Here is a 24,296-nt window from a genome sequence, read left to right as displayed (position 1 = left end):
AAATGGGTAGACGAATTAAACATACTTCTCGTGATGTGGAATCGTTAGCTAGGCTCATGCTGTCGGAAGCGGTTGGTGAAGGAGCCCAAGGGATGAACATGGTAGGAACAGTCGTGGCCAATCGGGTTGAGGCTGACTGTGCACCAGACTTCAAAAATTTGCGCAATATCAGGCATGGAATTTATCAAACTATCCCTGGAACTGATATTCCTCATTTTGAACCCGTCTTAAACGGTACATTGTATACACAACGTCCCGACGAAGCTGACCTCCAGAGGGCCAGGGATTTGCTGCAAGGTTACAGGGACCCTCGGGCCAGAATGAGCTTGTGGTTTTTTAATCCGAGTCCGGGGAAAAAATTTCGATCCCCTTGTACTGGGACGATGCCAAGATCACCCATGACACAGTTTGAGTTTGCACACAAAAATCATTGTTTTTATGTAGGTGTACCGGGCTATTGCCCAGAGTTTTATCGCTAAATTTTAAAAAAAGGAGCTGATCTTCACATGAGATATGGAGACTCCAGTAGTTATCCAACGAATTATTTACCTAGTTATTATCCGCCTTCAATAATGCAGGATAGGACCGCACAACACGCAGGAGGAATCTCTATGAATATGCCTTCAGGACCATCATACTCCGTTCCGGTGGTTCCTATGGGGAGCGGGCAGCAATTACCAACAGGCGTGGTAGAAGAATCATTTATTGAAAATATCCTGCGATTCAACAAAGGGAAGATAGGGACCTTCTATTTTACTTACCAAGGGAACAATAAATGGAATGCTATGGTTTATCATGGGCGCGTTGAAACGGCTGGCCGTGACCACATCATAATTAGCGACCCTTCCAGCGGGAAGCGCTACCTGCTTATGATGGCAAATCTAGATTGGGTAGAATTCGGCGAACAAATTAACTATCCTCACACGGAAATTAATCCGGCTATACAGGCCTCCATGGAAACATCAGAGTGAATTTGTAGAAGATTAAAACCCGCTATTCCTTTTGGGGAACTGTGCGGGTTTATACTTCTATGAGAACAAGATTAAGTGGCAAGTCACGAAATTTGCTGAATAATGTTAGAGAATTAATATGGTCAGGAAAAGAGCCAAATAAAAAGATTAATTATCTCTCCAGAATGAAGTTTCACCCGAATGTAGGAATGAATAAAAAAAGGAATGACCTTTCACCATAAATGATGAAAAGGCATCCCCATTCTGCTGTTATTTAAGATTCTTTTTGATGTATTGCACAATTTTTCTTAGCTCGGTTGCCGTTGGACGCCCAAAGGGACTTGTTTGCCTCTGTTGATAGAGTAACTTCCCCTTTTCGTCTACAAGGAAATACGCCGGTTCTCCGTGAGCACCATGATCTTCATATGGAGCATCTTCACCGTGATAATGAACTCCATAAGTTTTTAATGCTTCGAGATTTTCATCGACAAGGATAGGAAAACTCAAATTATTATCCGCCGCCATTTTGGCCAAGTCTTCTTTCGTATCAGTTGAAATGGCAATGAAGTGAACCCCTTTATCCTTGAAAAAACCGCTATTTTCCTCGAAATCCTTCAAATCTTGAACACAAACAGGGCACCAAGATCCTCTGAAAAAAATGATGAAGTGCCAGCTATTATGTTCTTCTTGGTGCGAGGCAAATGAAAATGTGTCTCCATTTACTTTGGGCAAAGTAAATGCAGGTGCTTGATCTTTCAATTGTAATACAGTCAAAGGTAGTCCTCCTTAAATTGGCTAAATACTTGCATAACTATACTATCTCTTCCACTTCAAAAAATATGTATGCGCGTTGGCACATGGATTTGAAATATCGTTTGTCAGTTTACAAAAATAAATGCAAAAAAGACAGAAAGATAGAGGTAAGTTGAATTCAAAGTAGAGGGGAAAAAGGAGGAATAACAAAAGTATTTTTCTTAAGGAGTGTTGCTTGAAGAAAATATCCTGTATGAATTTCGATTTATTTTTTCTAAATCCATCTATCAGATGATTCGAAAAGATGACCCGAAGTGTAGTGATTTCAAGGTTGCTGAGCATAAGCGAAAACAGCCATATGATAAGCTGACTTCAGTTAGGAATACTTCATAATCGTATGACTATAACCTATTAATAAGATAAGGATGAAATCAAATGCAATTTCGTCCACCAAGTTTTTTTAAATTTTTACTTTTCTCCTCGAAAAAATTACCCTTAGCTAAACCACCGTTTCATTACGGCAGCTTAACAGGGTTTCATTTTTCAATACCATTTTATATGCTCATTCCACGGCTGTTGACCCGTACACTCCAATCTGTTTGTACATAAACTGATAGAGAGAAAGGAGGTTAAACCATTGTTACAACGATTAACATCCCTATTAAGTAAAAAGAGCGAAAACGTTCAATCTGGTGGTCCCGGTCACCCTTTCAGTCTGCATGGAAAACCAGAACGCCGGACAACTCAACTAAACAATGAGCCCCGCCGCGACCCATTCGGTTTCTTCCCAATCAGGAACACTGAGAACGGAAAAGAAGCGAAGGCAGAGGTGAAATCAGAAAAGGCTAATGAACGGGGATCAGTTGATTATTCAAGGACGGATGGAGATACAAGCACCTTACAGGAGTGGATGAAAGTTGCTGAATCAGCCGCGCCACTTATTGAGCAATATGGACCGATGGTGAAAAAGATTCCCGCGATGCTGTCCTCTTTTAAAAAAACAAAGTAATCTACAAAACCCTCTATCATTTTTTATTAAATGGAGGGTTTTTCCCTCGGAAATGAATCATAGGTTTGAAATCTCGAATGATAATGCTTTTAAAAAGGATTGGAAGCTGTGAAGGTGATGATTAATTTCTGTTATCACGTTTTGACTTTCGGTTGTATCAGGCAATAATTTTAGGTGCGGGAAATCTGTTACAATCCCATCAACGTCCATTAGCATGATTTTTTTTAGGTCTGACCGGGAATTTAAAGTCCAAGTGAAAGTTTTACAGCCAACAGAATGAATTTTTTCGATATATTTTGGTGATAGAATTCGAAAGTAGGGGTTGATGTAATCACAAATTTTTGACACTTTTTTTAGTTGCTCATTTGTAAGCACCTCTAATGTTAAATAGCCTAGAGGCAAATCTGGAAGAAGTTTACGATAGATTTGGAGAGATTTAAAATTAAAAGATTGAACAATGAGCTTTTTTTTCACTTCAGTTGGATCATAATAATTCTTAATGACAGCAGCCACTACGTCTTCTTTCGAGTTATCTTTATGTTCAAGTAGAAATTTGGTTTTGTTTTTATATTTTGTAAAGATCTCATCTAAAAAAGGAATTTTTTCTATTTTGGGTTTTGAGGACAGTGTTAGTTGATGCAGTTGGTTTCTTGATAAAGCTGAGATCGGCTTTCCAAACTTTTCGATTGAATAGTCATGAAAAATGGCCGCTTGCTTATCTCTTGTGATTTGAATGTCCAACTCAATCATATCCGACTGAAGGAAGATAGAATGATCGATTGCTGAAATTGTGTTTTCAATATTATGCCCAGCTCCGCCCCGATGGGCAATCAGCAGTGGTTTATTTGTTCTGTCTTGTTTCAATCCTGAGTCTTCAAAAGTAAGTAATATAACGATCAATAAGATAAAATAAAGCGGTAACAGCTGTGACAACTTAATTCACCTCGATCTAAGTTCTCTTTATCATATGTTTTGCTTATTCACAACGGAATCCTCCTTTCCATAAAAATTCCCAGGAGTAACGCCCTCGCAAGGTAAGCGGTCTTACTATGATGGGAAAATATTTGGCAAGTAAAAAGTGTAGGAAACATGGAAAAGGTAAGTCTATGCAGAACAAGAAACAGAAAATCAGAAATAGTGCAACTAGGCTCATTTCTAAGTAATATATAGTGTTTGATTATGTAGAGGTAGTAATTCCCCAGATATGTATGACAAATTGCAAAGAATGTATATATTTTTAGTAAACAAGGACAACTCCCCAATCAGGCAGCGTCAATGAAGCATATATTGTTCTACTAGAAAGCCAGAAAGGAAGTGAATCTATTGCCGGTCATTATAGGTCAGGTCAAAATTGCCAATATTTCTGGTGGAACCATACGGAATGGAGATATATTTTATCAAGCAGATAAAAGCAGCACTAAGTCTTCATTGGGATCCGGCGCTAGTAATACTGGTGTATTTATCAGTACGATTAATGGGGTGAGTATTAGTAACGTCATCACAAAATGCGTGGCCGAACAGCCGATAGTTGGAAATAAATAAAGGGACAAAGAGGGGTAGCGCTAGGGAAATGCGGAATAACAAGGTTAAGAAATTGCAAAATTAAAAAGCCAAATGTCTCAGCATTAAATTGAGAAATATGGCTTTTTTAATATTGCATAGAAGCACCCGTTTTATTGAATAATTAGCGTGATAGATCAATGTTTTTTATTGATTCAGATCTTATCATTCGTAAAGTTGTCTTTTGTTTACGGGAGGCTCTATTCGTATACATTGTGGCTGTTTCATCTGAGTTTTGATTAAACCACCCATACTACTGTTGATTTCCATTAAAAATAGACGGATCCAGCTGCAGTGGCTTGAGGCTCGGGGTCAAATGAATAACGCCACAGGGCAGCCACTTCCGCAGTTCGTGAATGATGCCCGAAACAAAGCTATATTAACGTTTATAGATCGGTGCGAAAAGTCACAATCTTTGCAAAAACAGCCTTACGGGAAAAAAAGCAGAAAGGTGGAATTCAATCAGTATTAGCAAAATGATAAATTGGAGGATTTTAGACCGTTAAAAATGGGGAATTTTAAGCCCTTGTTGATATAGGGTCACCAACAATACTGATACGTACGAATTCCTTCTGTTAATCCTTGGCGGAAATTGTATGGGTTCGGTTACGATATCTACCGCAGGGTGAGCATTGGATAATTCCATCTAGGCAAATAAATGAATCAGAAGAAGGGTATGCCGAAAAGGAGGACTAGGATTGTGTCCCATATAACACCACAGCCGAAATTCTATAGAAATCCGGCTGTTAAAAAATAGATATGTATTATGCTGCCGATATCACAGCACCATTTTTATGTATGATGGTTACAATTTGTCCTGATTTTTTTTGATAAACAGACGAAGTACCATAAGGAATTTCCAATGAGAATGTTTTCCCATTTTTCTTAAATTCAACAGTAAACTTATCAGAAGTCCCTATAACTTCAGCCTCAGTCACTTCAGCTTCTCCAGGTATAAATAAGTTTTGTCCAATGAGTACCATATTCGTTTTCAAATCATTTGATTTAGCCAAGTCTTCTTGTTTTATTCCAAATCGGTGAGCTATGCCCCATAAAGTGTCACCAGGAACAACCGTGTATAATTCACCAGTATTTGATTTGATTTGTTCAGCAGGAACCACTAGGGATTCTCCGATATAAATTTGATCTGAAACCATCTCATTTAATTGTTTTAAATGATTGATTGATGTCCCATACTTTTTGGCTAACGAGTATAACGTATCCCCTGGTTGGACTGAATATTTATTTTCATCTTTACTTGGAATATGAGAAGGCACCAAAAGCGTTTGTCCTTCATAAATTTTATCCGATAGTAATGAATTTTTTCCTTTTAGATCATCAATTGAAACATCATATTTTTTAGCTAGACTGTAAAGTGTATCATGCTTTTTGATTGTATACTCTTCACTGCAAGCACTTACATTTCCACTCGAGAGCAATAAGGCGGCTAGTGCCCCAATAGTAGTAGCGGTCGTTAATTTTTTGTTTCTTTCTTTTAGAGCTTTCTTTCTTTCAATTGCTATTCTTTCTCTTCTACTCAGTTGAATTGTTTTCAATTCTTCCATCTCCTCTTCCTAAACACTTTCCAACTAACTATATATTAGTCATTAGAGAGTGAGAAGAGCCTAATGGTGTTATCACCACTATAATCCTTTTTACCCATTGTTTTCCTGTTCCCATCAATTTTCAGTCATCGATTCCCTACATATAACTACAAAAGATGACCTATTCCTCCTACCGGTAAAATAGTAGGAAGAATAGGTCAGATTGAATGATTTGAATATAAAGTCATAGAAGAGTGATCGTCAGAAAATAGAAACCTGGTACTCACCTTGATAGTAGATAGCTATATTGAAATGCGATGCTCCCTAATGGTTGGTTTTATCTATCATATCTAAATCCATTCAATGTATATAAAGGATCCACGTCAATTCTCGTTCAAAATACAAGATCAAATAAAAACACTTTCCCTTACCATTCGTAAACTACCGAGTTTTCAGAATTCCAAAATAATACTTAATAACAGTACTTTACTCTCGGTAAAAAGGAGGGATTTATATTATATCGATTAGTGATACGATGATTGGGTGTTTGTAGAAATATGTAGCATTTTGACTAAAATTACCCAAAAAATATTCTACTACATTGACTTCTATAACCAAATGAGGTGAGGTATTTTAAAAAATAATTTATTCTTTTTTGGGAGGGGGAAGGGATGATCAACTCGATGAATGGCTATATGTAAAAGCTTAGTGTGAAAAAACAAGAGGTTAAGGTTGTGAATTAAATGAATAAAAAACCGGCAAATATGAATCGGGCAAGTGCCGTTTTGTTCTGTACATTTTTACTCCTATTTTCTATTGTATTTGTTCGTTTTCTTTATATACAAGTAACAGGAGAAATAGAAGGGAAAAATTTAGTTGCAGAAGCTTCGAGTAAATATTTAAAGAATCAAAAATTAAAGGCAAATAGAGGAACTATATTTGATCGAAACGATCATGTTTTAGCAAAAGACACTCCTTCATATAAAATAATAGCGATTTTATCAGAGTCAGTAACATCCAACCCTAAAAATCCCAACCATGTTGTCAACAAGAAAATGACGGCTGATGTGTTGTCTAAATATATCGCTTTAGAAAAGACTGAAATTTACAAACTATTAAACAAAAAAGGGAAATTTCAAGTTGAGCTGGGAGCTGGAGGAAACGGAATTACAAATCAAATGAAAGAAAATATAGAAAGGGAAAATTTACCTGGAATTACGTTTTTGCCTACTAATAGACGATCCTATCCAAAAGGGATGTTTGCTTCTCATACAATCGGACTTGTTCAAGAAGATGTGAGAAGGAATGGCAATACAATCACTGAAGGGATAATGGGAATTGAAAAAAATTTAAATAAAATCCTTACTGGTATAGATGGTCATTTGAGGTATGAAAGTGACTTTTGGGGGTATGTATTACCGAATTCAGAAAAGACGATCAACCCACCAAATAATGGTGATGATGTTTATTTAACGATAGATGGAAATATCCAAAAAATTTTAGAAAATGCATTGAATTCAGTTGAAAACGAATATCACCCTAGAAAAATGTTTGCTATTGTATCTAACCCCAAAACGGGAGAAATATTGGCTATGGCACAGAGGCCATCGTTCAATAATGATACAAAAGAAGGGATTGATGACAGTTGGTCTAACTTTATAGTTGAAACATCTTTCGAACCAGGATCAACTATGAAATCATTCTCTTTAGCTGCTGCAGTTGATCGAATGGTATTTGATCCGAAAGAGTTTTATAAATCTGGTCAGTCATTTGTAAAAGGCTACCCTACACCAATAAGGGATTGGAATGGAGGTAAGGGATGGGGGACTATTTCATATTTAGAGGGACTACAACGGTCCTCAAATGTAGCATTTATTAATCTGCTAAGGAAAATTGGTACGGAAAACTACTTAAACTATTTAAAATCACTTGGATTTGGTCATAAAACAGGGATTAATCTTCATAATGAAGCTGAAGGAATACTTCAATATAACAATCCAATTGAAAGAGCTACTACAATATTTGGTCAAGGGAGTACCGTGACAGCACTTCAAATGATTCAAGCAGAATCAGCGATTGCCAATGACGGTAAAATGATGAAACCCTATGTAGTTTCAAAAATAGTAGATAGCGATTCAAACAGGGTTGTTAAACAATTTCAACCAGAGGTCATACGATCTCCTATCACCAAAGAAGCTGCCGATAAAACGCGTGAGTATTTGACTTCAACCGTCACATCCGATATAGGAACAGGGAGGAAATTTCAATTAAATGACTATCAAGTATCTGGTAAATCAGGCACTGCCCAAATACCAGACCCAAACGGAGGAGGATATTTAACTGCTTCCAATGAATATTTGTTTTCCTTCTTGGGAATGGCTCCAGCTGATGATCCCGAATTGATTGTTTATGTAGGAGTGGAAGAACCAAGTTTACCACCAACAGAAACTGGATCTATACCTGTTTCAAAAGTGTTTAAACCTGTTATGAGGGATAGTTTGAAATACCTAAATTGGATAAACGATGATAGCATAAAAAGATAACCTCTAGCTGTACCGAAGAACTGTTATCTTCCATATAGATAGGTATATAAAAGACTATTCCTTTCAATATCATGCCTCCACGTTTGATATTATTCTTTGAAATGTAATCGCTATCACCTTATCTGCCGTACTGATACATGGACTGGATGGTTGGGGAAAAGAAGGAGTGTCCGATATTAGGAACAACGCAAGAACCATAATCCACACTCTTTTATCTGATATTATTGATATATTTATTTTTTTAAAAATTTGTTGGATAACGTCTTCAAAATAAACGTGTCACCTTTATTTCTATGGCAAGCCTAGAGGATGAAGTTACACATCACATAGATTATGACTTAAGTAGTCATTAAAATTGGGGTATGAATATTTTTTACTTGTTATATTTAGAGCACAAGATAAGATATCGACAAAGTTATTGAAAAAACTACTTTTATTTATGTTTCTGGAGGAAGTACTTTTTTCTTATTAAAAGAAGAAAAAAAGAAACATGCTGATAAAGTCATTAGGAAAGAAATAAATAACGAAATAGTTTATATTGATGAGATTAACTTGATTCATGAATTATATATTACGTATAGTAAAGAAAAGAAAGAACAGGAGAAGGTATTTAACAATTGATAAACTCTGAGAAACGGAGTAACATTTAAAATTTATTCGGCTAAAGTTACTCGACAATTTGGCGTTCACCTGTAATAAGATCAGCGCTCTTCTTTGCGTTTAAAAGCAAGGTTGTTGATGTGGAATTTTCTTGGCATAAATGAGTGGGTTAAAAAAGGAGCATGTAGGCTAGAAAGATTTTGATGAAATAGCTTCAGAGCTGTATCATGAAAAACGAGCCCTACAGTGGGAATTGAAAAAGGAAATATACTAATGCCGGAAAAAATGAGGGTTTAACTGGTGGCTTTCCATCGGTTTAACCGTTATTGAAGTGTAGGGTGCAAGGATATACTTATAGAATTGAATAGATTAGTTAAAAAAATGGTCAGAAAAGTATCTCTTGAGGTGGGTAACGGTAATAAGAGTACACATTTCTTTTTATATTATTCTCGAAGTATATTATTTTACATAATTTTAAAAGTTGAGGAGATTAAAAGATGTTTAACATTTTAGGACTGGTCTTCATGTTTCTTGGTATATATTATATCCGTCATTCATCAGGTATGGGAACAGTTTCAGGCTTTCTGTTTAAAATGGGAGTTATATTCGCTGTAGGTGGAGCTAGTTTGATCTTAGGGCCATTTCTTTATAAAAGGTATTTGGAAATAAAAAGAAAATCCATGATGTTAACTGGAAAACATATAGTAGCAGACGTGACAGGTGTAACGATTAATTATGGTATTAAGTTAAAAGGGTTTGGAGCTAGGAATACGAGTACGGGGCAGTCCCCATATCAAATAGTAGCAATGTGGACGGATCCGACCACATTCGAAAAGTATGAGTTTATTAGTCAAAATATTTGGAAGAACCCTTCCGGTCAACTTCCTGCTCAGGTGGATGTTTACATAAATAGACGGCGCCCTAATAAATCAAATTATATGGATGTCCACTTTCTTGGAAAATCATACTTAGGACTCCCGAAATCCGATGTAAAAAGCAACATCATTTTGATTGCTTTCGTTGTATTTATTCTTTATCAATATATGAAAATGATGAATAGATTGTAAGAAACACACAAGATTACTTAAATATAGAAACGGCAGATAGCAAAAATATTAAAGGAAAAAGAGTTTAGAATTTGATGTTAAACTACTTACAATGTTTTCTACTGACATAAAAGGATTGCAGTTATCATCACCACCAAACGAAACATCAAAAATTGGATTCAAAATTTATTACAAAGGAATTGTAATTGAGATACGATACTTTTGGAAACATAAAATAGATATGTGAGTGCGAAGGATTGTATGGACACAAAATATAATAAAGTCATAATGAGCTTTCAATCTGTTAGTATTGTTTCTATATAATTTTGTTTGCTTGTATTATCGTTGACCCTAACAAGCTAAATATAAATCAAAAGCTCAAAAGAGTGCAACGCTTGTACAGAAAGAAGGGACACAAACAAAAAACAGAAATTAAAAATTATCAGGTTGGAACCTTTGGAACCATAGTTTTAAGTCTTCTCTAATTCCATAAAAGAGGCAATAACAGAAGATTAGATAATTGACGTCATTCAAGGTTAACCCTTTTTCAAGTGAAAAACATATTAAACATTATTCAACAAATGCGGGTAATAACGGAAGATCAGCCGATGATCTCTGACTATTTCCTTCTTTAATTATTGGTCAATGAAATGGAATATTGGAAACTTAAAATACTTTAACTTCGTCTAAGTATCATTCCAAAACAATAAAAATAAATTAACTTTAGTCAGGAGTTGATTATCATCGAATTACATAGTTCAATTTATGAGGTCTTAAATGAGTATATAAGTCTTTGGACAGAAAGATTACCGAATCAGCTAGAGGGATTATATTTACACGGTTCAATTGTACTTGATGCTTATATTTATGATTCAAGCGATATAGATTTTGTTGTTATAACAAAAAATCGCTTAACAGAAAAAGAGATTCAAATACTAACAGATATTCATAAGGTGATTGCCGACAAATTTGTTAAACCCGAGATGGACGGTTTGTTTATTGTTTGGGAAGATTTAGGGGAACTACGTCCTACCGATAATACATCCCTCCCTTACTATAATGGAGGCAAGATAGGATTTTATACGCATTTTAATCCAATTACATGGTGGCTCTTAAAAAAGAAAGGAATAAGTTTACTAGGTTCAGATATAACAGAAAGATCTTTTAATATTAGTTCCAACTTACTAACTTCGTATGTATTAGAAAATATGAATTCTTACTGGGCAGGCAGGGTCATAAAAATTGAGAATTCAATAGAACAAATAAAAAACTTGCCAACCACAGATATCGATGAAGAAGTTGAATGGACCGTTCTAGGATTGTTGCGTCAATTCTACACCTTAAAGGAATTAAGTATAATTTCAAAGTTTGAAGCAGGTGAATATGGCTTGTTAAATCTTCCAAGAGAATGGCATAACATAATCAATGAAGCTTTAAATATTCGAAGGAAAATAAATGAAACCGTTTTCAATTCTGATGAGAAACGAATTAACGAAACCTTGAGCTTTTCTAAGTATTTGATTCAACATTGCAATAGCATTCAACAAACTTATTAATTTGATGGGTGTCACTTGCTTTTTATATTTTTATTAACGTGACATTATTTATCAAGGATCAGATTTCTGGTAATTTATATTATGATTTAGCTATGAATGCTATCAATCGTACGACACTTGGAATGGCAAGGGAATTAAAAGACTTCAACGTGTCAGCACTTGCAGTTTGCCCAGGTTGGATGAGGACAGAAAGAGTTAGAGATTCAGGTTTTGGACCAGAGGATGGAACAACCGAAACAACAGCGTATGTAGGTCGTGCGGTTGTGGCATTGGCAACAGACAAAATTAAAAATCGTTCTAGGGATTCATGGTGTGGGCAATTAAATTCCCATTCCCTGGCAATTAAGAGGCTGAGGAAACATTAGAACAAGTAGCTAAAAGAGAATTATTTGAAGAGAAAGGTTAACAGCTATTTACTTGTTCCATGTAACAGGTGTTTATCAACTCAGTACACGATTGGATTTTTGAAGAGAATACTGCTAAACCGTATGAGATTCTATGTGGTGATTTTAATGATGATCCGGATTCAAGTATTTATCAATACTTAACTAATAATCTTTGGATAGATGTCGCACAATTTATAGAAGGGGTAGCGTCAGGAAAATGCGGATTTACAACGTTAAGGAAATCCAAATATAAAAAGCCTAATTTCTCCGTGTGAGAAATTAGGCTTTAGTTACTTCATAAAGCGCCATTTTCTTGAATAAAATAACGTTGTAACATCCCAAGCCATCATGTGATCATTCATTTACACAAAATAAATACTCCAAGCCAGCCAGAAACGTTTCACGCCACCAGAGAACATCGTGGCCTCCGCTAAATACATCATATTTTACGTCGTAACCCTTATTCATAAGTGTTTGGTAAGTGATTAAATTCGCTTTTTGCAAGTCCTCCATTTCAAGTCGCCCTGCATTCATATAGATACGAATTGGTAGTCTAGGTATGGACTCTAGATAATCAACCGACCAATACTTGTCGTGGTATTCTCCTGTTTTTTTTCGGTTAAAAGAACCTGATTGTGAAAGGACTTTTCCAAAAAGATCTGGATGATGGACTGCAGCATAAAAGGATGCCAAACCACCCAGGCTTGCCCCGCATAAAGCGGTTTGTTGAGGGTTATGGCTAACATTGAAGTTACTTTGAATCCAAGGGAGTAATTCTTGGGTTAAAAATGCATTAAACGAGTTATTCCCATTAAATTCATTAGAACGATCAGGACTATCTACACCAACCATTATTGTTGGAGATAGTTTGCCCTCTTCATGCAAATAATCAATCATATTGGCAACAGGAACAGCTTCTGTATATTGAGACCCATCAAAAATAATTAGTAGATTCTTCGGTGTATCAACGTTTTTAATAGGATCATAGCTCCAAAGGTTTCGCTGATTATTTAATCGCTCACTGGTGAAGGTGTGTTTCACAATATTAGGGTTCTTAGAAGGGAAATCCACAGAATGAATAGCTTCGTTGAAAGTCAAGTAAGACAACTCAGTATTATTTTTTTGTTTGTCGGTTGGTGATTCAGAAAAAATCATTTTACTAGGGTTTAACGGATCTGTCACAAAATGTTTAAAGCGTTCTCCCCAATTGTCTCCATAGTTATCATTGACGGAAAAATAATAGGTGCTAGCTAGAGGATGACTTATTTTAAAGGATTTTACCCAAATATGGGAGCCCTCTAACTTAACCATTTCACCCTTCTCTAACTCCCATCCCGGGAAACTTCCTAAAATATGAACCGAATTTGTCCCTTGATTCCCAAAATATATAAAATGGATATAAACCCCGTCATTGTCAGTTTCAATGATCGGTGTACCCCTCGATTTAATTGTTTCATATAACTCGTTATCGCTGTTTTGGCCGTAAAATGGACTCTGAACCTCTTTAATTTCCATATAACCCCTCTTTTCATCCCAAAATAATTACTCTCAATATTCTTCAACAATTTCTCTTTGTTTCCTTCAATATAAAGCGAACATTTTTGACTCTTTTGCCACAACCCCTTATAACATCATCTGCACAATAATCTTCAACAATATGGCCCTTTTCTTGATAATGGGGTAAGGAAGGACTATTTGTTCTCTTCTGATAGCTTTCTATATAATGAAGCTCTAGACACATTTGTAATTTCACAAATTTGATTTACAGTCATATTTCCTTCTTTATATAGCTTTACTGCATAATTCATTCCTGCGTGATTTTTATGATACCTTATATCTGAACTCAGTATCAATTTATAAGTCCTTAAAAAGGCATTGTAGATATAGGTAGGAAGAGAAAGCACATCTTATGTAAAAGAAATAGCAAGAGGTTCAATTGCAGAACAGTTTTGATTAAATATAGAAACGGAAACATATTATCTATGGAATATGTTTGTAAATTACACAAGAGATTATAGAGGCTTTGAAAATGGTATTAAAATAAAACCAACAATATGGGATGAACCAAAACTCGGATCATCTCGTTATGATATGATGTACGCAAACTTATATCAAAAATTCAATATTGAAAAGCGCAAAACTAGGCAATTACTATTAGATGTTTAAACAAGAGTATTGAAGTTTGATTATTATCGAATTAAGAAAACTCTAGAAGGTTCTAGTATTTACTTAGATATTTATAATCCTAAATGGGACTTATTAAATAATCAGCTTTTTCAAGGAGTTGTAATAGATCTACATCAAGATAAACTATTATATAATAGAGCAAAATTTCTACTTTTAATAATTGCTTAGCGATACAGGAGTTAATGAACTTTAGTAATAGCTGTGAAAAGCATGAAATTGTATGATAAGTGAAATAAAATGATTATGCAAAAGCAGCTTATAACATTGCGTAGATTTTAAAAGTTAATTCGAGAAAAAACACCTGAATATTCGTTTCAACATTCTGGTGTTAACGTTCAATACTTCATAATGATCTAATACAAAAAAGAGAGGAGTATAGGAGTTTATTCTTTTATGGAATTTTAGTTTATACTTTTGTGCAACTCGTCAGAAGAGAAGACCTGTTTGTTGTGGCTCTCTTAAGATTTTTATCTAGTTTACATAATATATATTATAGAAAGTCGAATAAAGATATGATATTTAGTCTCATATCAAAAGTATACTACTTATAGTGAGACGGAATGAAAAAATATAGATTTATTCAGTTAGCTTCATTAAATTTATAAAATCTTATATTAATAATTGTATCTCACTAATAATTATTCCAGCAGCAATATTTTTTCTGTTATGGTAAATCTAATTTAACCAAAAGAAATTCTACATGTCCTTTTAATTTGGCTCATTTCGTATACATTGTGGCTATTTCACCTGATTTTTGACTAAATCCTCCATTTCATTTTATTAAAACTGGATGATCGGCTCTTATAGAATTTTGGGTTTTTCCTACTTAAACTCGTTTTTAATTTTCAGCAGTCATTTGATTAATCGAATGACTGCTTTCACTCAATATATTTTATTGATTTTTAGTTTACATAACAATGTTATTATCATCCTTCTTTTTCTATGAAAAAGCTAGTTATTTACTTGCTGCCAATATATTCAGCTTGAGGTCGATAAATGCGGTTATTCTCTGCTTGCTCTAAAACATGCGCACTCCACCCTACAATACGACTGGCGGTAAAAGTAGGTGTAAATAACGTTGATGGCAATGCAATGGATTTCATTATCGCTGCCGCATAAAATTCTACATTTGTATATAGTGATCTTCCTGGTTTTAACTCATTCAGGACCTTAATGGCCACATTTTCGACAGTCATGGCAAGATCTAACCATTCATCCTCCCCTTCTACTTCTAGCAGTGATTCACGAAGTGCGACGGCTCTCGGGTCATGCGTTTTATAGACCCGATGGCCAAATCCCATAAGTTTCTCTCCACTTAATAGCTTTTTACGAATCACCGGTTCTGCTTTTTCAGCTACCCCTATTTCTGATAATAAGGAAATAACTCCCGAAGGTGCACCACCGTGAAGAGGTCCTTTCATTGTCCCAATGGCAGATGTGATTGCGGAAACTAAATCCGATTCAGTTGATGCTGTGACTCTTGCAGAGAATGTTGAAGCATTCATTCCGTGTTCTAATGTTAATACCATGTAGGTTTCTAATGCTTTTATCTGTGCGAGCGTTGGTTTTTCTCCTGTTAACATATATAAATAGTTTTCGACATGATCAAACTGTGGATTAGGCTCAATTATTGATAATCCCTTCTCTTTTCGATGCCAATAGGCTATTATACTAGGGATCATAGCCGTTAGTTTAATGGCCTCTGCGATGGTCGGTTTCCATTGATATTCTTGCGTTCCCTCAGCGGATATGACGGTTCTAAGCATGCTCATCGAGTCCATATTTGTAGGTAGATGTTCCATGAGTCTTTTGATTGTTGTCGATAGAGTTCGCTGACAACTCATTTCAGCTTTTAATGCAGCTAATGATTCCACTGACGGTAAGTGTCCATACCAAAGTAAATATGATACTTCCTCGAATGAATACTGCATGGCTAATGAATGTACATCGATACCTCTGTAAATCAACCTCCCTTTCATCCCATCAATCGCACTAATTCTTGTTTGAGCTGCTACGACTCCCTTTAATCCTTCAATAAACATAATCGTTATCCCCTCCTTTTGTTAATAATAGTGTATAATAATTTGTTAATTAAGAATATTGAATATTTTTAATTAACTTGATAATATTTGTTAATAAGGAGGAACAAAATGGAATTTACTTGGATGAAAACTTTCTTACTCGCTGCTGAAATAGGAAATTTCCGAAAAACCGCTGACGCATTATATATTTCACAACCAACCGTCACTGTACATATAAAGCAATTAGAAAAAGAGTTAGGAGTGTTATTGTTTCAGCGCGAAGGAAAGAAAATCAAATTGACAGAAGCTGGTCGTCGCTATTACAAGCACGTGAAGAAGCTACTTGCGGTGCATGAACAAGCTCGACAAGATCTCCAATCTTTTACTCAAGGCTATACCACTGAGCTAATACTGGCGATTTCGCCGCTCATTGCAGACACGATTCTCCCTTATGTCTTAAAGCAGTATGTCAAAAAACATCCTGATGTCGAAGTTTCTGTCCAGATTATTGATTCTGTCGATATTGAAAATGCCGTATTCTCAGAGAACGTGGATTTGGGTCTTTCAGTCCTTGAGAGTTACCATCCAGACTTAGAAACTACTCTTCTTTCTAAAGATAAGATCATCTTAGTAGCCCCACATGATGGCAGAGATTTTGAATCTGCTTACCCGCTAGATGAAGAAGAGATTTTATCAACCAATCGCTTGCTCACACATAATCATCCTGGTTATTGGGAAGCACTTTGTAAAAAAATAATGCATATTTATCCGAAAACGAAGATGATGAAGGTTTCCCATTCTCATATAACTAAACGATTTATCGTGGAAGGGCTAGGGGTTTCTTATCTTCCGTCTTCTACTGTCAGAAGAGAGTTATTAGAAGGGAGATTATTGGAGGTCGAGTCAAAAATAGTTCCCCTTCCTGAAGCTGAAACTTTTGCAATTATGAAGTATCGACATCAGAAGCAAAGCGAATTTTTGGCGTTTCTTTCTCAATTCAGACTTTAATCAATGGAGAATTTCTGAAGTATTTACAAAAAGAAATAACTAGTCTCAAAGAGTTTTCGTTTTGCTTAAAGACATCCGCTTTTCGTTGTTTTTGAATACGGAATTTGTATAAATCCCCGCGCTATGTCATTCTTCTTCGTCATCGATCATGGAATTTACTTTGAACATAGAATTGAATTGACGTTTTGTTTGATTGTTATTATGACGAGAGAAAATTTACGGTCAACTTAGGATAATCTCCCTACACCAGTACTTCTCGTCTAGGACGTGAAGCCCTACATTTTTTAACGAATTTATTAATCTAGGACAAGTCAAGAATAGTTGGCATTGTTTGAAAATGAAACTATGACATTGACCCAAGAATACGGAACGAATACAATAAAACTATTCAATAACTCTATTGAATAGTTGAGGTGATAGTAAATTGGTTGATGAAAGAATATTAAAGGACCGGTTATATCAAGAGTTCGCTCGTATCGGAAAAAGTCTCTCAAGTCCGAAAAGGTTAGAAATAATAGATCTCTTATCACAAAGTCCAAAATCAGTTGAACGATTAGCTAAAAGTACAGGCATGACTGCTGCCAATGTGTCACAACATTTGCAGACGCTCCATAACGCCAGATTAGTTAATTACACTAAACAAGGGAATTTCGTTATCTATGAACTTGCCGATTCTAAGGTATCAGATTTTATGAGTTCTTTTCATAGTTTATCTGAGAAACAATTGGTTCAAGTACAATCTATTAAAAAAGAATTTCTCAATCCGCAATTAGAGATGGAGAGGCTATCGCTATCAGATTTAAAAATTCGGATGGAATATGGAGAAGTTTTGCTATTAGATGTACGACCAAAAGATGAATATGAACAAGCTCATATTCCAGGTGCAATATCCATTCCGATTGAAGAGCTTCAAAAAAAGCTAGCATCTCTGCCATCTAACAAAGATGTCATCGCTTATTGCAGAGGGCCCTATTGTTTAATGTCAGTTGTAGCTGTTGAGTTATTGAAAACAAAAGGGATTAATGCATTTCGATTAGATAAAAGTGTTCAAGATTGGAAGCAATTTAATATGCAGGAAGAGAGAAATTAAGAATTTTTTATTGAATGCCAGTTCTAGGTGAACAGGGGCTTTCCTTCAAATCAAATCTAATGTAAACTACAACGTTTAGGAGGACATAGTTATGGTAGAATTCAACATATGTCATAATTTAGCACCTTCGGAAAGAGGTCTGAGTGTTATCAAATAAATTTGCTGGAACAAAAGGGATGGAATATCAAGCAGCTTTGATACAAAGTTACATTGATTCTCCAGAAAAGCAGAAACAACTATATCGAAAGACGCTGTTCATCGTTGTCCTTTCTCAAATTTTTGGAGGAGCTGGTCTTGCAGCGGGAGTAACGGTTGGAGCCCTCCTCGCTCAAGATATGTTAGGTACAGATAGTTTTGCCGGGGTTCCAGTAGCACTATTTACTCTCGGTTCTGCTGGAGCTGCTCTACTAGTTGGTCGCCTATCCCAACGTTTTGGACGTCGTTCAGGTCTTGCAACGGGATTTTTAACCGGGGGTATTGGAGCGATTGGAGTTGTGATTTCTTCCTTAAACGGAAATGTTTTTCTGCTTTTTGCCTCCTTATTAATATATGGTGCAGGAACTGCAACGAACTTACAAGCACGTTATGCGGGTACAGACTTAGCTCAACCTACTCAGCGAGCAACAGCAATCAGTATTGCGATGGTTTCAACCACATTTGGTGCTGTTGCCGGTCCAAACTTGGTTGGGGTCATGGGCCGATTTGCTTTGTCCATCGGTGTTCCTGCTCTAGCAGGTCCTTTCATTCTTGCAGCAGCAGCCTATATTTCTGCTGGTTTGATACTAATAATTTTACTTCGACCTGACCCGCTTATAGTTGCAAAAGCTATTGCAACTATAAAAAAAGAAGATGAGGTAAATGTATTTGAATCGGATTCTGAAATCTTACCACTAAATAGTCGCGGAGTCGTTGTTGGGGCCACGATCATGGTCTTAACTCAAATTGTTATGGTAGCCATAATGACAATGACCCCTGTACATATGGGCCATTATGGACATAGCTTAAAAGAAGTAGGACTTGTAATCGGGTTCCATATAGGTGCTATGTACCTCCCTTCACTCGTGACTGGTATCCTCGTGGACAAGATTGGACGGACAATAATGGCAATCGCTTCTGGAGTCATTCTACTAGCTGCCGGGGTGATAGCAGCAGTTGCACCTTCTGATTCTTTAATAGTATTGATTTTCGCACTTATTTTGCTAGGACTTGGTTGGAACTTTGGATTAATTAGTGGTACAGCCCTCATAGTGGATTCAACTCATCCAACCACCCGAGCTAAGACGCAAGGAGCAGTTGATGTCTTGATCGCGTTGGCTGGTGCATCTGGTGGAGTGCTTTCAGGGTTGATTGTTGCTCAATCGAGTTATGAGATCCTCTCATTTGTCGGAGCAACCCTTTCACTCCTACTTATCCCCGTTGTTATTTGGTCCCGAAGCAATCAAAATAAAGGATAAAATTTTCAAGAAAAAAGGAAATGAGGCATTATTTGACTTCATTTCCTTTTTATTTTGCTCTGTTCGGGTACATTGTGAGTCTTGGCACAAAGAAAAACAGACAATAAGGCTTTTTCTTACCTTTGATTTAGAAATCAAAAAAACCTTAATTGAAATAGACCGCGAAGTCACGCAATTCATGGGATTTAGTTTTATTCAAAGGCACAATTTTTGCGAAATCAACCTTTATTTAAATGCTTTATAAACATGTTTAACGTCTCACCGCTCAAGAAAATGATTAAACGATATTTTTTTCAGCAGTTTTTTAGCCTATAAGTACAGAAAAGTGCCCTTTTTCCCTCTTGAGAACGTTTGTTCTATTTAGAAATAAATGCTTTCTTCTCATCGAGGTTGTCAGCAGATGTAAATACATCTCTACACCGCTTCTCACTTATGATCAAGGTGATCTCGGGATGTGGAAAAGTACAGACCTATGAAAGGAATCAGCACGACTGTCCAGACCACAACACTAATTCTATTCATCTTTTCTTTGTAAAATCTCCCCAACACCTGTGTATTTGCGGAAATACCTGTAATTAGTATTAAAATAAGAATTTTATCCATATATTCAACATTTCCGTTAGGACACCTACCATGTGTTTGGGCATTATGTTTTACACAACTAGACACCTATCCTATTACTGTTTTGATTTTATTTAAGGTTGTTTTCACAACGTTTTTGGCTTTTCGAACCAGTCTATAAACGGTCATATAGCTTTGTTTCGGGCATCAATACGTCTACTCTTGATGGAATTCAACAGTGAAATAGACGATTTTATCAAAAATCAATATGAAATAGCCACTCTATCTACGACAAGTACCTTACTAAAATATGCTCATTTTACAAAACGAGAACATTTGTTCTGATATGAAAATATCATTCCTCTTAAACAGATCATGTTCTATTTATGAATTCCAAAAGTGAAATATCATTGGGGAAAGTATCACTCTGAATTTGCGCTACAGATTCTCAGTGCCTAAATCACCCATTCTTGTCTATTTTTAGCTGGTTTCGGATCACATGTTCAGCTCTACCTTGTTGATGCGCATATTTTTTTATATCAATTTGCCTATCTATTAACATAGAATGAGCTTCTTCAATCGTAACCCAACGGACATCGAGAATTTCATCTGGCTGCGAAATCTCGATTGCCCCACCAGATACTTCCGCAGTAAAAGTGAAAAAGACCACATGATGATTTTTTTCCTGAAAGAAAGCTTCGTGTATAGAAAGTACACCATTGACCCTTACATCATAACCGCTCTCTTCTTTTGTTTCCCTTATCGCTGCTTCCGCTAATGTTTCACCTACTTCTACCGCTCCACCGGGTAAGCTGTAGTCAAAAGATTCCCCGCGAACGTTCTTGACAATTAAAACCTTCGTTCTAGATTCATCTAAAATAAACGTGCTTGCTACATCGACTCGTTTCATGTGTCTACCTCCATTTTCATGTGTCTACCTCCATTTTGTAAATAGTCTCTTTACTCTTTAATCCTCTATTTTAAAAAAGTATTTCGTAATTGAAAAAAAGCAATCTAATAGATTCTTGACTGGGTTAAATAGTAATATTTTTTAAGAAAACAATCTTAGACAAAAAAGTCATCTCCTTGCTTTTTATCGAAGGCTCGTTTGATATATATCGTGGCTATTTCATTATATCTCCCATTTCACTGTTGAGTTCTATCAAAAATAAACGGGTTCGTAAAGCCACAATCTTTGCGAAAACACTCTTATCGAACTAACGAGATAATACTTGGTAACTACTCTTTCCTAGCAAATGATAGATAATAGATAGTACTGAAATATCTTGACTTATCTATTATCTATTATATAAATATCGTTATCTATAGTACGCTATTACTTGATTTTCGAGTAGTTTAATAACTAGCGATTTAAATAGATCATACTATCTTCGGGATTTACTCTTTCTATTAGCAGCTTTGAAAATTTAGTTGTTTGCTATTAGGTACTATTTTAAACTAGCTATCAGCTATCTTTATATAAGGCTCATTTCGTATACTTTGTTGCTAATGGCACAAAGAAAAAACAGGCAGTAAGGTTTTTTGACTGATTTTTTACTTTTTATCTAGAGATGGAAAAGTTTTCATTAGGAAAAGAGCATGAAGTCATACAAATCAGGTGGTATCTTCCTATTCGAATAGCCACAATCTTTGCGAAAACACCCTTATATAAAAAATAGAAAGCCTACTGAAGACTTCCTATTCCCTATCTTGCTATTCAATTAATGAAAAAAATCAAAATATTAATCTGCTTTATATGGTTTCCATTTCGCTTTTTGTAGCGACCAGCTATCTTCCTCATAAAACCAAAATGATTGTGCTAAACCAATTGAATCAGCATTGTATGCTCCGCTGATTTGTTGAGATCCTTTAAGTCCTTTTCCTTTTTTGTCTTTTATCTCAACGATTTCAAGGAAAGAATAGGGCGCAATCATTAATTTAGTTGGTTTGAGAAGTTTTCCATTTTTATAAATACCCAGTCGCCCATAATCTTCTTTTCGCTTTGACAAATCAACTTGAAACGATTGCTCGGTATCTAAAAAGTCAATCTGAGCCTGATAGTTTTCTTGGAATTCCCCTGAAATATGTAATGGTTTTGGAATAGTTATGTCAGTAATTTCATTATCTTTCGTGGTATGAAGGGCATAATTTGATAATCCCCCGCTCCCTCCAGTTGGACTTGAATAAAAGATGTCAAGCACCAAATCATGATTTAAATCTTCAAATTGAAGAGTGGGCTCATACCCCGGTTTATAGTCAATCTGTAGGTTTTCTCCTGATGCTGTTTGAACCGTTGACCATACTTCTTTAAAATATGGACTATCTTCATCATACGGTAAACCATATAAGGTTACTTTGTTGTTCACACCATCTCCCGTCACGTCTATCTCCCAAGAATCAATAAAAGATCCTTTTTCCGATTGATTTTCAACGGCATACGCAACGACGACAACATTAAGTGATAGGACAAAAAATGCCATAAAAGCATACAGCAACTCTTTATGCATACAGCTCTCTCCTTTTTGAAATAGTACGATACTTGTACTTTCTCCAGGAAAGGAATTTTTATGTAGTAGAGGGAATCTTTTTTATGTAGTAAGTGGCAATTGAATGGTCACTGTTGTTCCATGGCCTTCCTGACTTGAGAAGTTTATATTGCCTTTATGATGTTGGATAATATGATGACACATCATTAGTCCAAGCCCATTGCCTGTTTCTTTTGACGTAAAAAATGGCTTTCCAAGAAGATTGATCACTTCTTTTGATACGCCGCAACCTTCATCTTCTATTTCAATCAAGCAGACTGAATGGGTATGTCGGACTCTTATGTAAATAAAGCCTTTAAGAGGGATGGCCTCGATGGCATTTTTAATAATATTTATCAAGGCTTGTTTTATTTGATAAGGATCCCCAGAAATTATGACGGGGTTTTCGGTGAACTCAGTTGAAAACTGAACATGCTGTTTGAATGCTTCTGTGTCTAGCAACATTAATGTTTCCCGAATAATTTGTTGAATATCAAAGGTGACAATTTCTTTTTTAGTTGGCTTGGCTAAGAGCATCAATTCATTGGTAATTAAATTCATTCTCTCCACTTCTGTTTTCATTATCTCTAAATAAACAGGATCATATGTACCTGAGATCATTAAATCTAAGAATCCTTTGATCGTTGTTAACGGGTTGCGGATGTCATGGGCAATTCCAGCTGCTAATTTGCCGACAGCTGCCAGTTTTTCATTCGCAATGAGGGCTTCTTCCATTCGCTTTCGATCGGATATATCACGAGACAGCAATACATACTCATCGAAGGGTTGAGAGCCTTCTTTAGTAGGTACAATGACAAATACCGATTCTAACCAGATCTCCTTTCCATCCATGGTGACCATTCGATATTGTATAAAAGAATAACGCTTATAGGTGTCCTTTTCATGATCGATCCAGCCTTCCCAATCCTCTTTGTGAATCAATTTCTTGCAATTTTGACCAGTAAAATAATGACTAGGATAACCAAGAATAGATTCGACATTCGGAGAAACATAGGTAATGTTTCCTTTGAGGTCAAGTATGGTTAATATCGCTTTCTGGGGCGTATCGTTAAAGGAAGAAATAAAAAAGTCTTTCGTCTTAATCGGGTGACTAGCTGAAAAAAATAAATCATCCATATTGACTCATCTCCTAAAAGCAATGAAATTTTAGTATTTATATCTATAGTATCATAATCTTTTTCAAGAATAACATTTTTCCTTGAAGATAAATCTATTGACCTACCTATTATCGCATAAAAGCGACTGTACCGCTAATGTAAACGGTTTTCCGTAATAGTAGGTATAACTATACTAATGAAATTAATTTCGGCATTAAGCGTCTTTGTGAGGGTTTTTATAACCTAAATGAAAATATGTTTTTGTTAGCGCTCACTATGTTTGATTTAATTTTCAACTAACAAAAAAAACGCTTGGAAGATGTTCAAGCGTTTTTTTTGAAGGCTCTTTTCGTATATATGGTTACTCCTGACACAAAGAAAAAAA

20 protein-coding genes and 1 pseudogene are annotated in these 24,296 nt (G+C 35.7%); 12 read left to right on the top strand and 9 right to left on the bottom strand.

Going from position 1 to position 24,296, the window contains the following annotated elements; translation table 11 throughout:
• Nucleotides 1-2: 2 nt before the first annotated feature.
• Nucleotides 3-479 carry a cell wall hydrolase gene (locus U8D43_RS00580; protein ID WP_335868995.1) on the top strand — a complete coding sequence of 159 codons (477 nt, stop codon included), beginning with the start codon at nt 3-5 and terminating at the stop codon, nt 477-479.
• A 132-nt stretch (nt 480-611) separates the two neighbouring features.
• A complete protein-coding gene (gerQ, locus tag U8D43_RS00575; RefSeq protein WP_442893530.1) occupies nt 612-971 on the top strand; it encodes a spore coat protein GerQ in 360 nt (119 codons plus the stop codon).
• A gap of 249 nt (nt 972-1,220) precedes the next feature.
• Here gerQ and U8D43_RS00570 read toward each other — a convergent pair whose 3' ends face one another.
• Nucleotides 1,221-1,724: a peroxiredoxin family protein gene (locus U8D43_RS00570; protein ID WP_335868993.1), complete on the bottom strand. Its 504-nt coding sequence runs from the start codon at nt 1,722-1,724 to the stop codon at nt 1,221-1,223.
• A 616-nt stretch (nt 1,725-2,340) separates the two neighbouring features.
• Here U8D43_RS00570 and vrrA point away from each other — a divergent pair.
• On the top strand, nt 2,341-2,712 hold the full coding sequence (gene vrrA, locus U8D43_RS00565; protein ID WP_335868992.1) for a VrrA/YqfQ family protein: 372 nt from the start codon (nt 2,341-2,343) through the stop codon (nt 2,710-2,712).
• Between the two features lie 57 nt (nt 2,713-2,769).
• On the opposite strand, the gene U8D43_RS00560 is transcribed toward vrrA, so the two are convergent.
• Entirely contained in the window at nt 2,770-3,645 is an 876-nt protein-coding gene (locus tag U8D43_RS00560; RefSeq protein WP_335868991.1) for a glycerophosphodiester phosphodiesterase, read from the bottom strand.
• Nucleotides 3,646-4,035: 390 nt separating this feature from the next.
• On the opposite strand from U8D43_RS00560, the gene U8D43_RS00555 reads away from it, so the two are divergent.
• Nucleotides 4,036-4,254 (top strand): spore germination protein, encoded by a 219-nt coding sequence (locus U8D43_RS00555; RefSeq protein ID WP_335868989.1) that lies wholly within the window; start codon nt 4,036-4,038, stop codon nt 4,252-4,254.
• A gap of 782 nt (nt 4,255-5,036) precedes the next feature.
• Here the strand turns inward: U8D43_RS00555 and U8D43_RS00550 are convergent.
• Nucleotides 5,037-5,828 carry a LysM peptidoglycan-binding domain-containing protein gene (locus tag U8D43_RS00550; protein ID WP_335868988.1) on the bottom strand — a complete coding sequence of 264 codons (792 nt, stop codon included), beginning with the start codon at nt 5,826-5,828 and terminating at the stop codon, nt 5,037-5,039.
• Between the two features lie 731 nt (nt 5,829-6,559).
• Between U8D43_RS00550 and U8D43_RS00545 the strand changes: the two genes are divergently transcribed.
• From U8D43_RS00545 to U8D43_RS00530, 5 genes are all read left to right on the top strand, one after another.
• Nucleotides 6,560-8,359, top strand: a complete 1,800-nt coding sequence (locus U8D43_RS00545; RefSeq protein WP_335868987.1) for a peptidoglycan D,D-transpeptidase FtsI family protein — start codon at nt 6,560-6,562, stop codon at nt 8,357-8,359.
• 405 nt (nt 8,360-8,764) lie between these two features.
• Entirely contained in the window at nt 8,765-8,980 is a 216-nt protein-coding gene (locus U8D43_RS20870; RefSeq protein ID WP_442893534.1) for a Type 1 glutamine amidotransferase-like domain-containing protein, read from the top strand.
• Nucleotides 8,981-9,456: 476 nt separating this feature from the next.
• Nucleotides 9,457-10,026: a hypothetical protein gene (locus U8D43_RS00540; RefSeq protein WP_335868986.1), complete on the top strand. Its 570-nt coding sequence runs from the start codon at nt 9,457-9,459 to the stop codon at nt 10,024-10,026.
• A gap of 713 nt (nt 10,027-10,739) precedes the next feature.
• Complete coding sequence (locus U8D43_RS00535; protein WP_335868985.1) at nt 10,740-11,561, top strand: aminoglycoside adenylyltransferase domain-containing protein; 822 nt, start codon at nt 10,740-10,742, stop codon at nt 11,559-11,561.
• Nucleotides 11,562-11,653: 92 nt separating this feature from the next.
• Nucleotides 11,654-11,926: an SDR family oxidoreductase gene (locus tag U8D43_RS00530; RefSeq protein WP_335868984.1), complete on the top strand. Its 273-nt coding sequence runs from the start codon at nt 11,654-11,656 to the stop codon at nt 11,924-11,926.
• Nucleotides 11,927-12,301: 375 nt separating this feature from the next.
• Here U8D43_RS00530 and U8D43_RS00525 read toward each other — a convergent pair whose 3' ends face one another.
• From U8D43_RS00525 to U8D43_RS00515, 3 genes and pseudogenes are all read right to left on the bottom strand, one after another.
• A complete protein-coding gene (locus tag U8D43_RS00525; protein ID WP_335868983.1) occupies nt 12,302-13,462 on the bottom strand; it encodes an alpha/beta hydrolase in 1,161 nt (386 codons plus the stop codon).
• 176 nt (nt 13,463-13,638) lie between these two features.
• Nucleotides 13,639-13,779: pseudogene (locus tag U8D43_RS00520) on the bottom strand (helix-turn-helix domain-containing protein); the annotation flags it as partial.
• Nucleotides 13,780-15,093: 1,314 nt separating this feature from the next.
• On the bottom strand, nt 15,094-16,176 hold the full coding sequence (locus U8D43_RS00515; protein WP_335868982.1) for a citrate synthase/methylcitrate synthase: 1,083 nt from the start codon (nt 16,174-16,176) through the stop codon (nt 15,094-15,096).
• Nucleotides 16,177-16,284: 108 nt separating this feature from the next.
• On the opposite strand from U8D43_RS00515, the gene U8D43_RS00510 reads away from it, so the two are divergent.
• The 3 genes from U8D43_RS00510 (at nt 16,285) to U8D43_RS00500 (ending at nt 19,707) form a co-directional block, all read left to right on the top strand.
• The gene (locus U8D43_RS00510; protein WP_335868981.1) at nt 16,285-17,163 is read left to right on the top strand and encodes a LysR family transcriptional regulator; all 879 of its coding nucleotides are present in this window, start codon (nt 16,285-16,287) and stop codon (nt 17,161-17,163) included.
• Nucleotides 17,164-17,587: 424 nt separating this feature from the next.
• On the top strand, nt 17,588-18,253 hold the full coding sequence (locus U8D43_RS00505; protein WP_335868980.1) for an ArsR/SmtB family transcription factor: 666 nt from the start codon (nt 17,588-17,590) through the stop codon (nt 18,251-18,253).
• Nucleotides 18,254-18,429: 176 nt separating this feature from the next.
• A complete protein-coding gene (locus U8D43_RS00500) occupies nt 18,430-19,707 on the top strand; it encodes an MFS transporter (protein WP_335869134.1) in 1,278 nt (425 codons plus the stop codon).
• Between the two features lie 1,021 nt (nt 19,708-20,728).
• On the opposite strand, the gene U8D43_RS00495 is transcribed toward U8D43_RS00500, so the two are convergent.
• The 3 genes from U8D43_RS00495 to U8D43_RS00485 all read right to left on the bottom strand — a co-directional run bounded on the left by U8D43_RS00495 (nt 20,729) and on the right by U8D43_RS00485 (nt 23,930).
• A complete protein-coding gene (locus tag U8D43_RS00495) occupies nt 20,729-21,178 on the bottom strand; it encodes an NUDIX hydrolase (protein ID WP_335868979.1) in 450 nt (149 codons plus the stop codon).
• A gap of 832 nt (nt 21,179-22,010) precedes the next feature.
• Nucleotides 22,011-22,775: a YybI family spore inner coat protein gene (locus U8D43_RS00490; protein WP_335868978.1), complete on the bottom strand. Its 765-nt coding sequence runs from the start codon at nt 22,773-22,775 to the stop codon at nt 22,011-22,013.
• A gap of 81 nt (nt 22,776-22,856) precedes the next feature.
• The gene (locus tag U8D43_RS00485) at nt 22,857-23,930 is read right to left on the bottom strand and encodes an ATP-binding protein (protein WP_335868977.1); all 1,074 of its coding nucleotides are present in this window, start codon (nt 23,928-23,930) and stop codon (nt 22,857-22,859) included.
• Nucleotides 23,931-24,296: the final 366 nt, after the last annotated feature.

Source organism: Bacillus sp. 2205SS5-2, assembly GCF_037024155.1.
Taxonomy (GTDB): domain Bacteria; phylum Bacillota; class Bacilli; order Bacillales; family Bacillaceae_K; genus Bacillus_CI.
This window is presented reverse-complemented; position numbering and strand designations above follow the sequence as displayed.

What these genes read in the sequence shown, in the direction of transcription:
- U8D43_RS00490 (WP_335868978.1), bottom strand. Translation starts at nt 22,775, where the DNA reads ATGCATAAAGAGTTGCTGTATGCTTTTATGGCATTTTTTGTCCTATCA.
- U8D43_RS00580 (WP_335868995.1), top strand. Translation starts at nt 3, where the DNA reads ATGGGTAGACGAATTAAACATACTTCTCGTGATGTGGAATCGTTAGCT.
- U8D43_RS00530 (WP_335868984.1), top strand. Translation starts at nt 11,654, where the DNA reads ATGAATGCTATCAATCGTACGACACTTGGAATGGCAAGGGAATTAAAA.
- U8D43_RS00500 (WP_335869134.1), top strand. Translation starts at nt 18,430, where the DNA reads ATGGAATATCAAGCAGCTTTGATACAAAGTTACATTGATTCTCCAGAA.
- U8D43_RS00495 (WP_335868979.1), bottom strand. Translation starts at nt 21,178, where the DNA reads ATGAAACGAGTCGATGTAGCAAGCACGTTTATTTTAGATGAATCTAGA.
- gerQ (WP_442893530.1), top strand. Translation starts at nt 612, where the DNA reads ATGAATATGCCTTCAGGACCATCATACTCCGTTCCGGTGGTTCCTATG.
- U8D43_RS00510 (WP_335868981.1), top strand. Translation starts at nt 16,285, where the DNA reads ATGGAATTTACTTGGATGAAAACTTTCTTACTCGCTGCTGAAATAGGA.
- U8D43_RS00525 (WP_335868983.1), bottom strand. Translation starts at nt 13,462, where the DNA reads ATGGAAATTAAAGAGGTTCAGAGTCCATTTTACGGCCAAAACAGCGAT.
- U8D43_RS00545 (WP_335868987.1), top strand. Translation starts at nt 6,560, where the DNA reads ATGAATAAAAAACCGGCAAATATGAATCGGGCAAGTGCCGTTTTGTTC.
- U8D43_RS00515 (WP_335868982.1), bottom strand. Translation starts at nt 16,176, where the DNA reads ATGTTTATTGAAGGATTAAAGGGAGTCGTAGCAGCTCAAACAAGAATT.
- U8D43_RS00485 (WP_335868977.1), bottom strand. Translation starts at nt 23,930, where the DNA reads ATGGATGATTTATTTTTTTCAGCTAGTCACCCGATTAAGACGAAAGAC.
- U8D43_RS00540 (WP_335868986.1), top strand. Translation starts at nt 9,457, where the DNA reads ATGTTTAACATTTTAGGACTGGTCTTCATGTTTCTTGGTATATATTAT.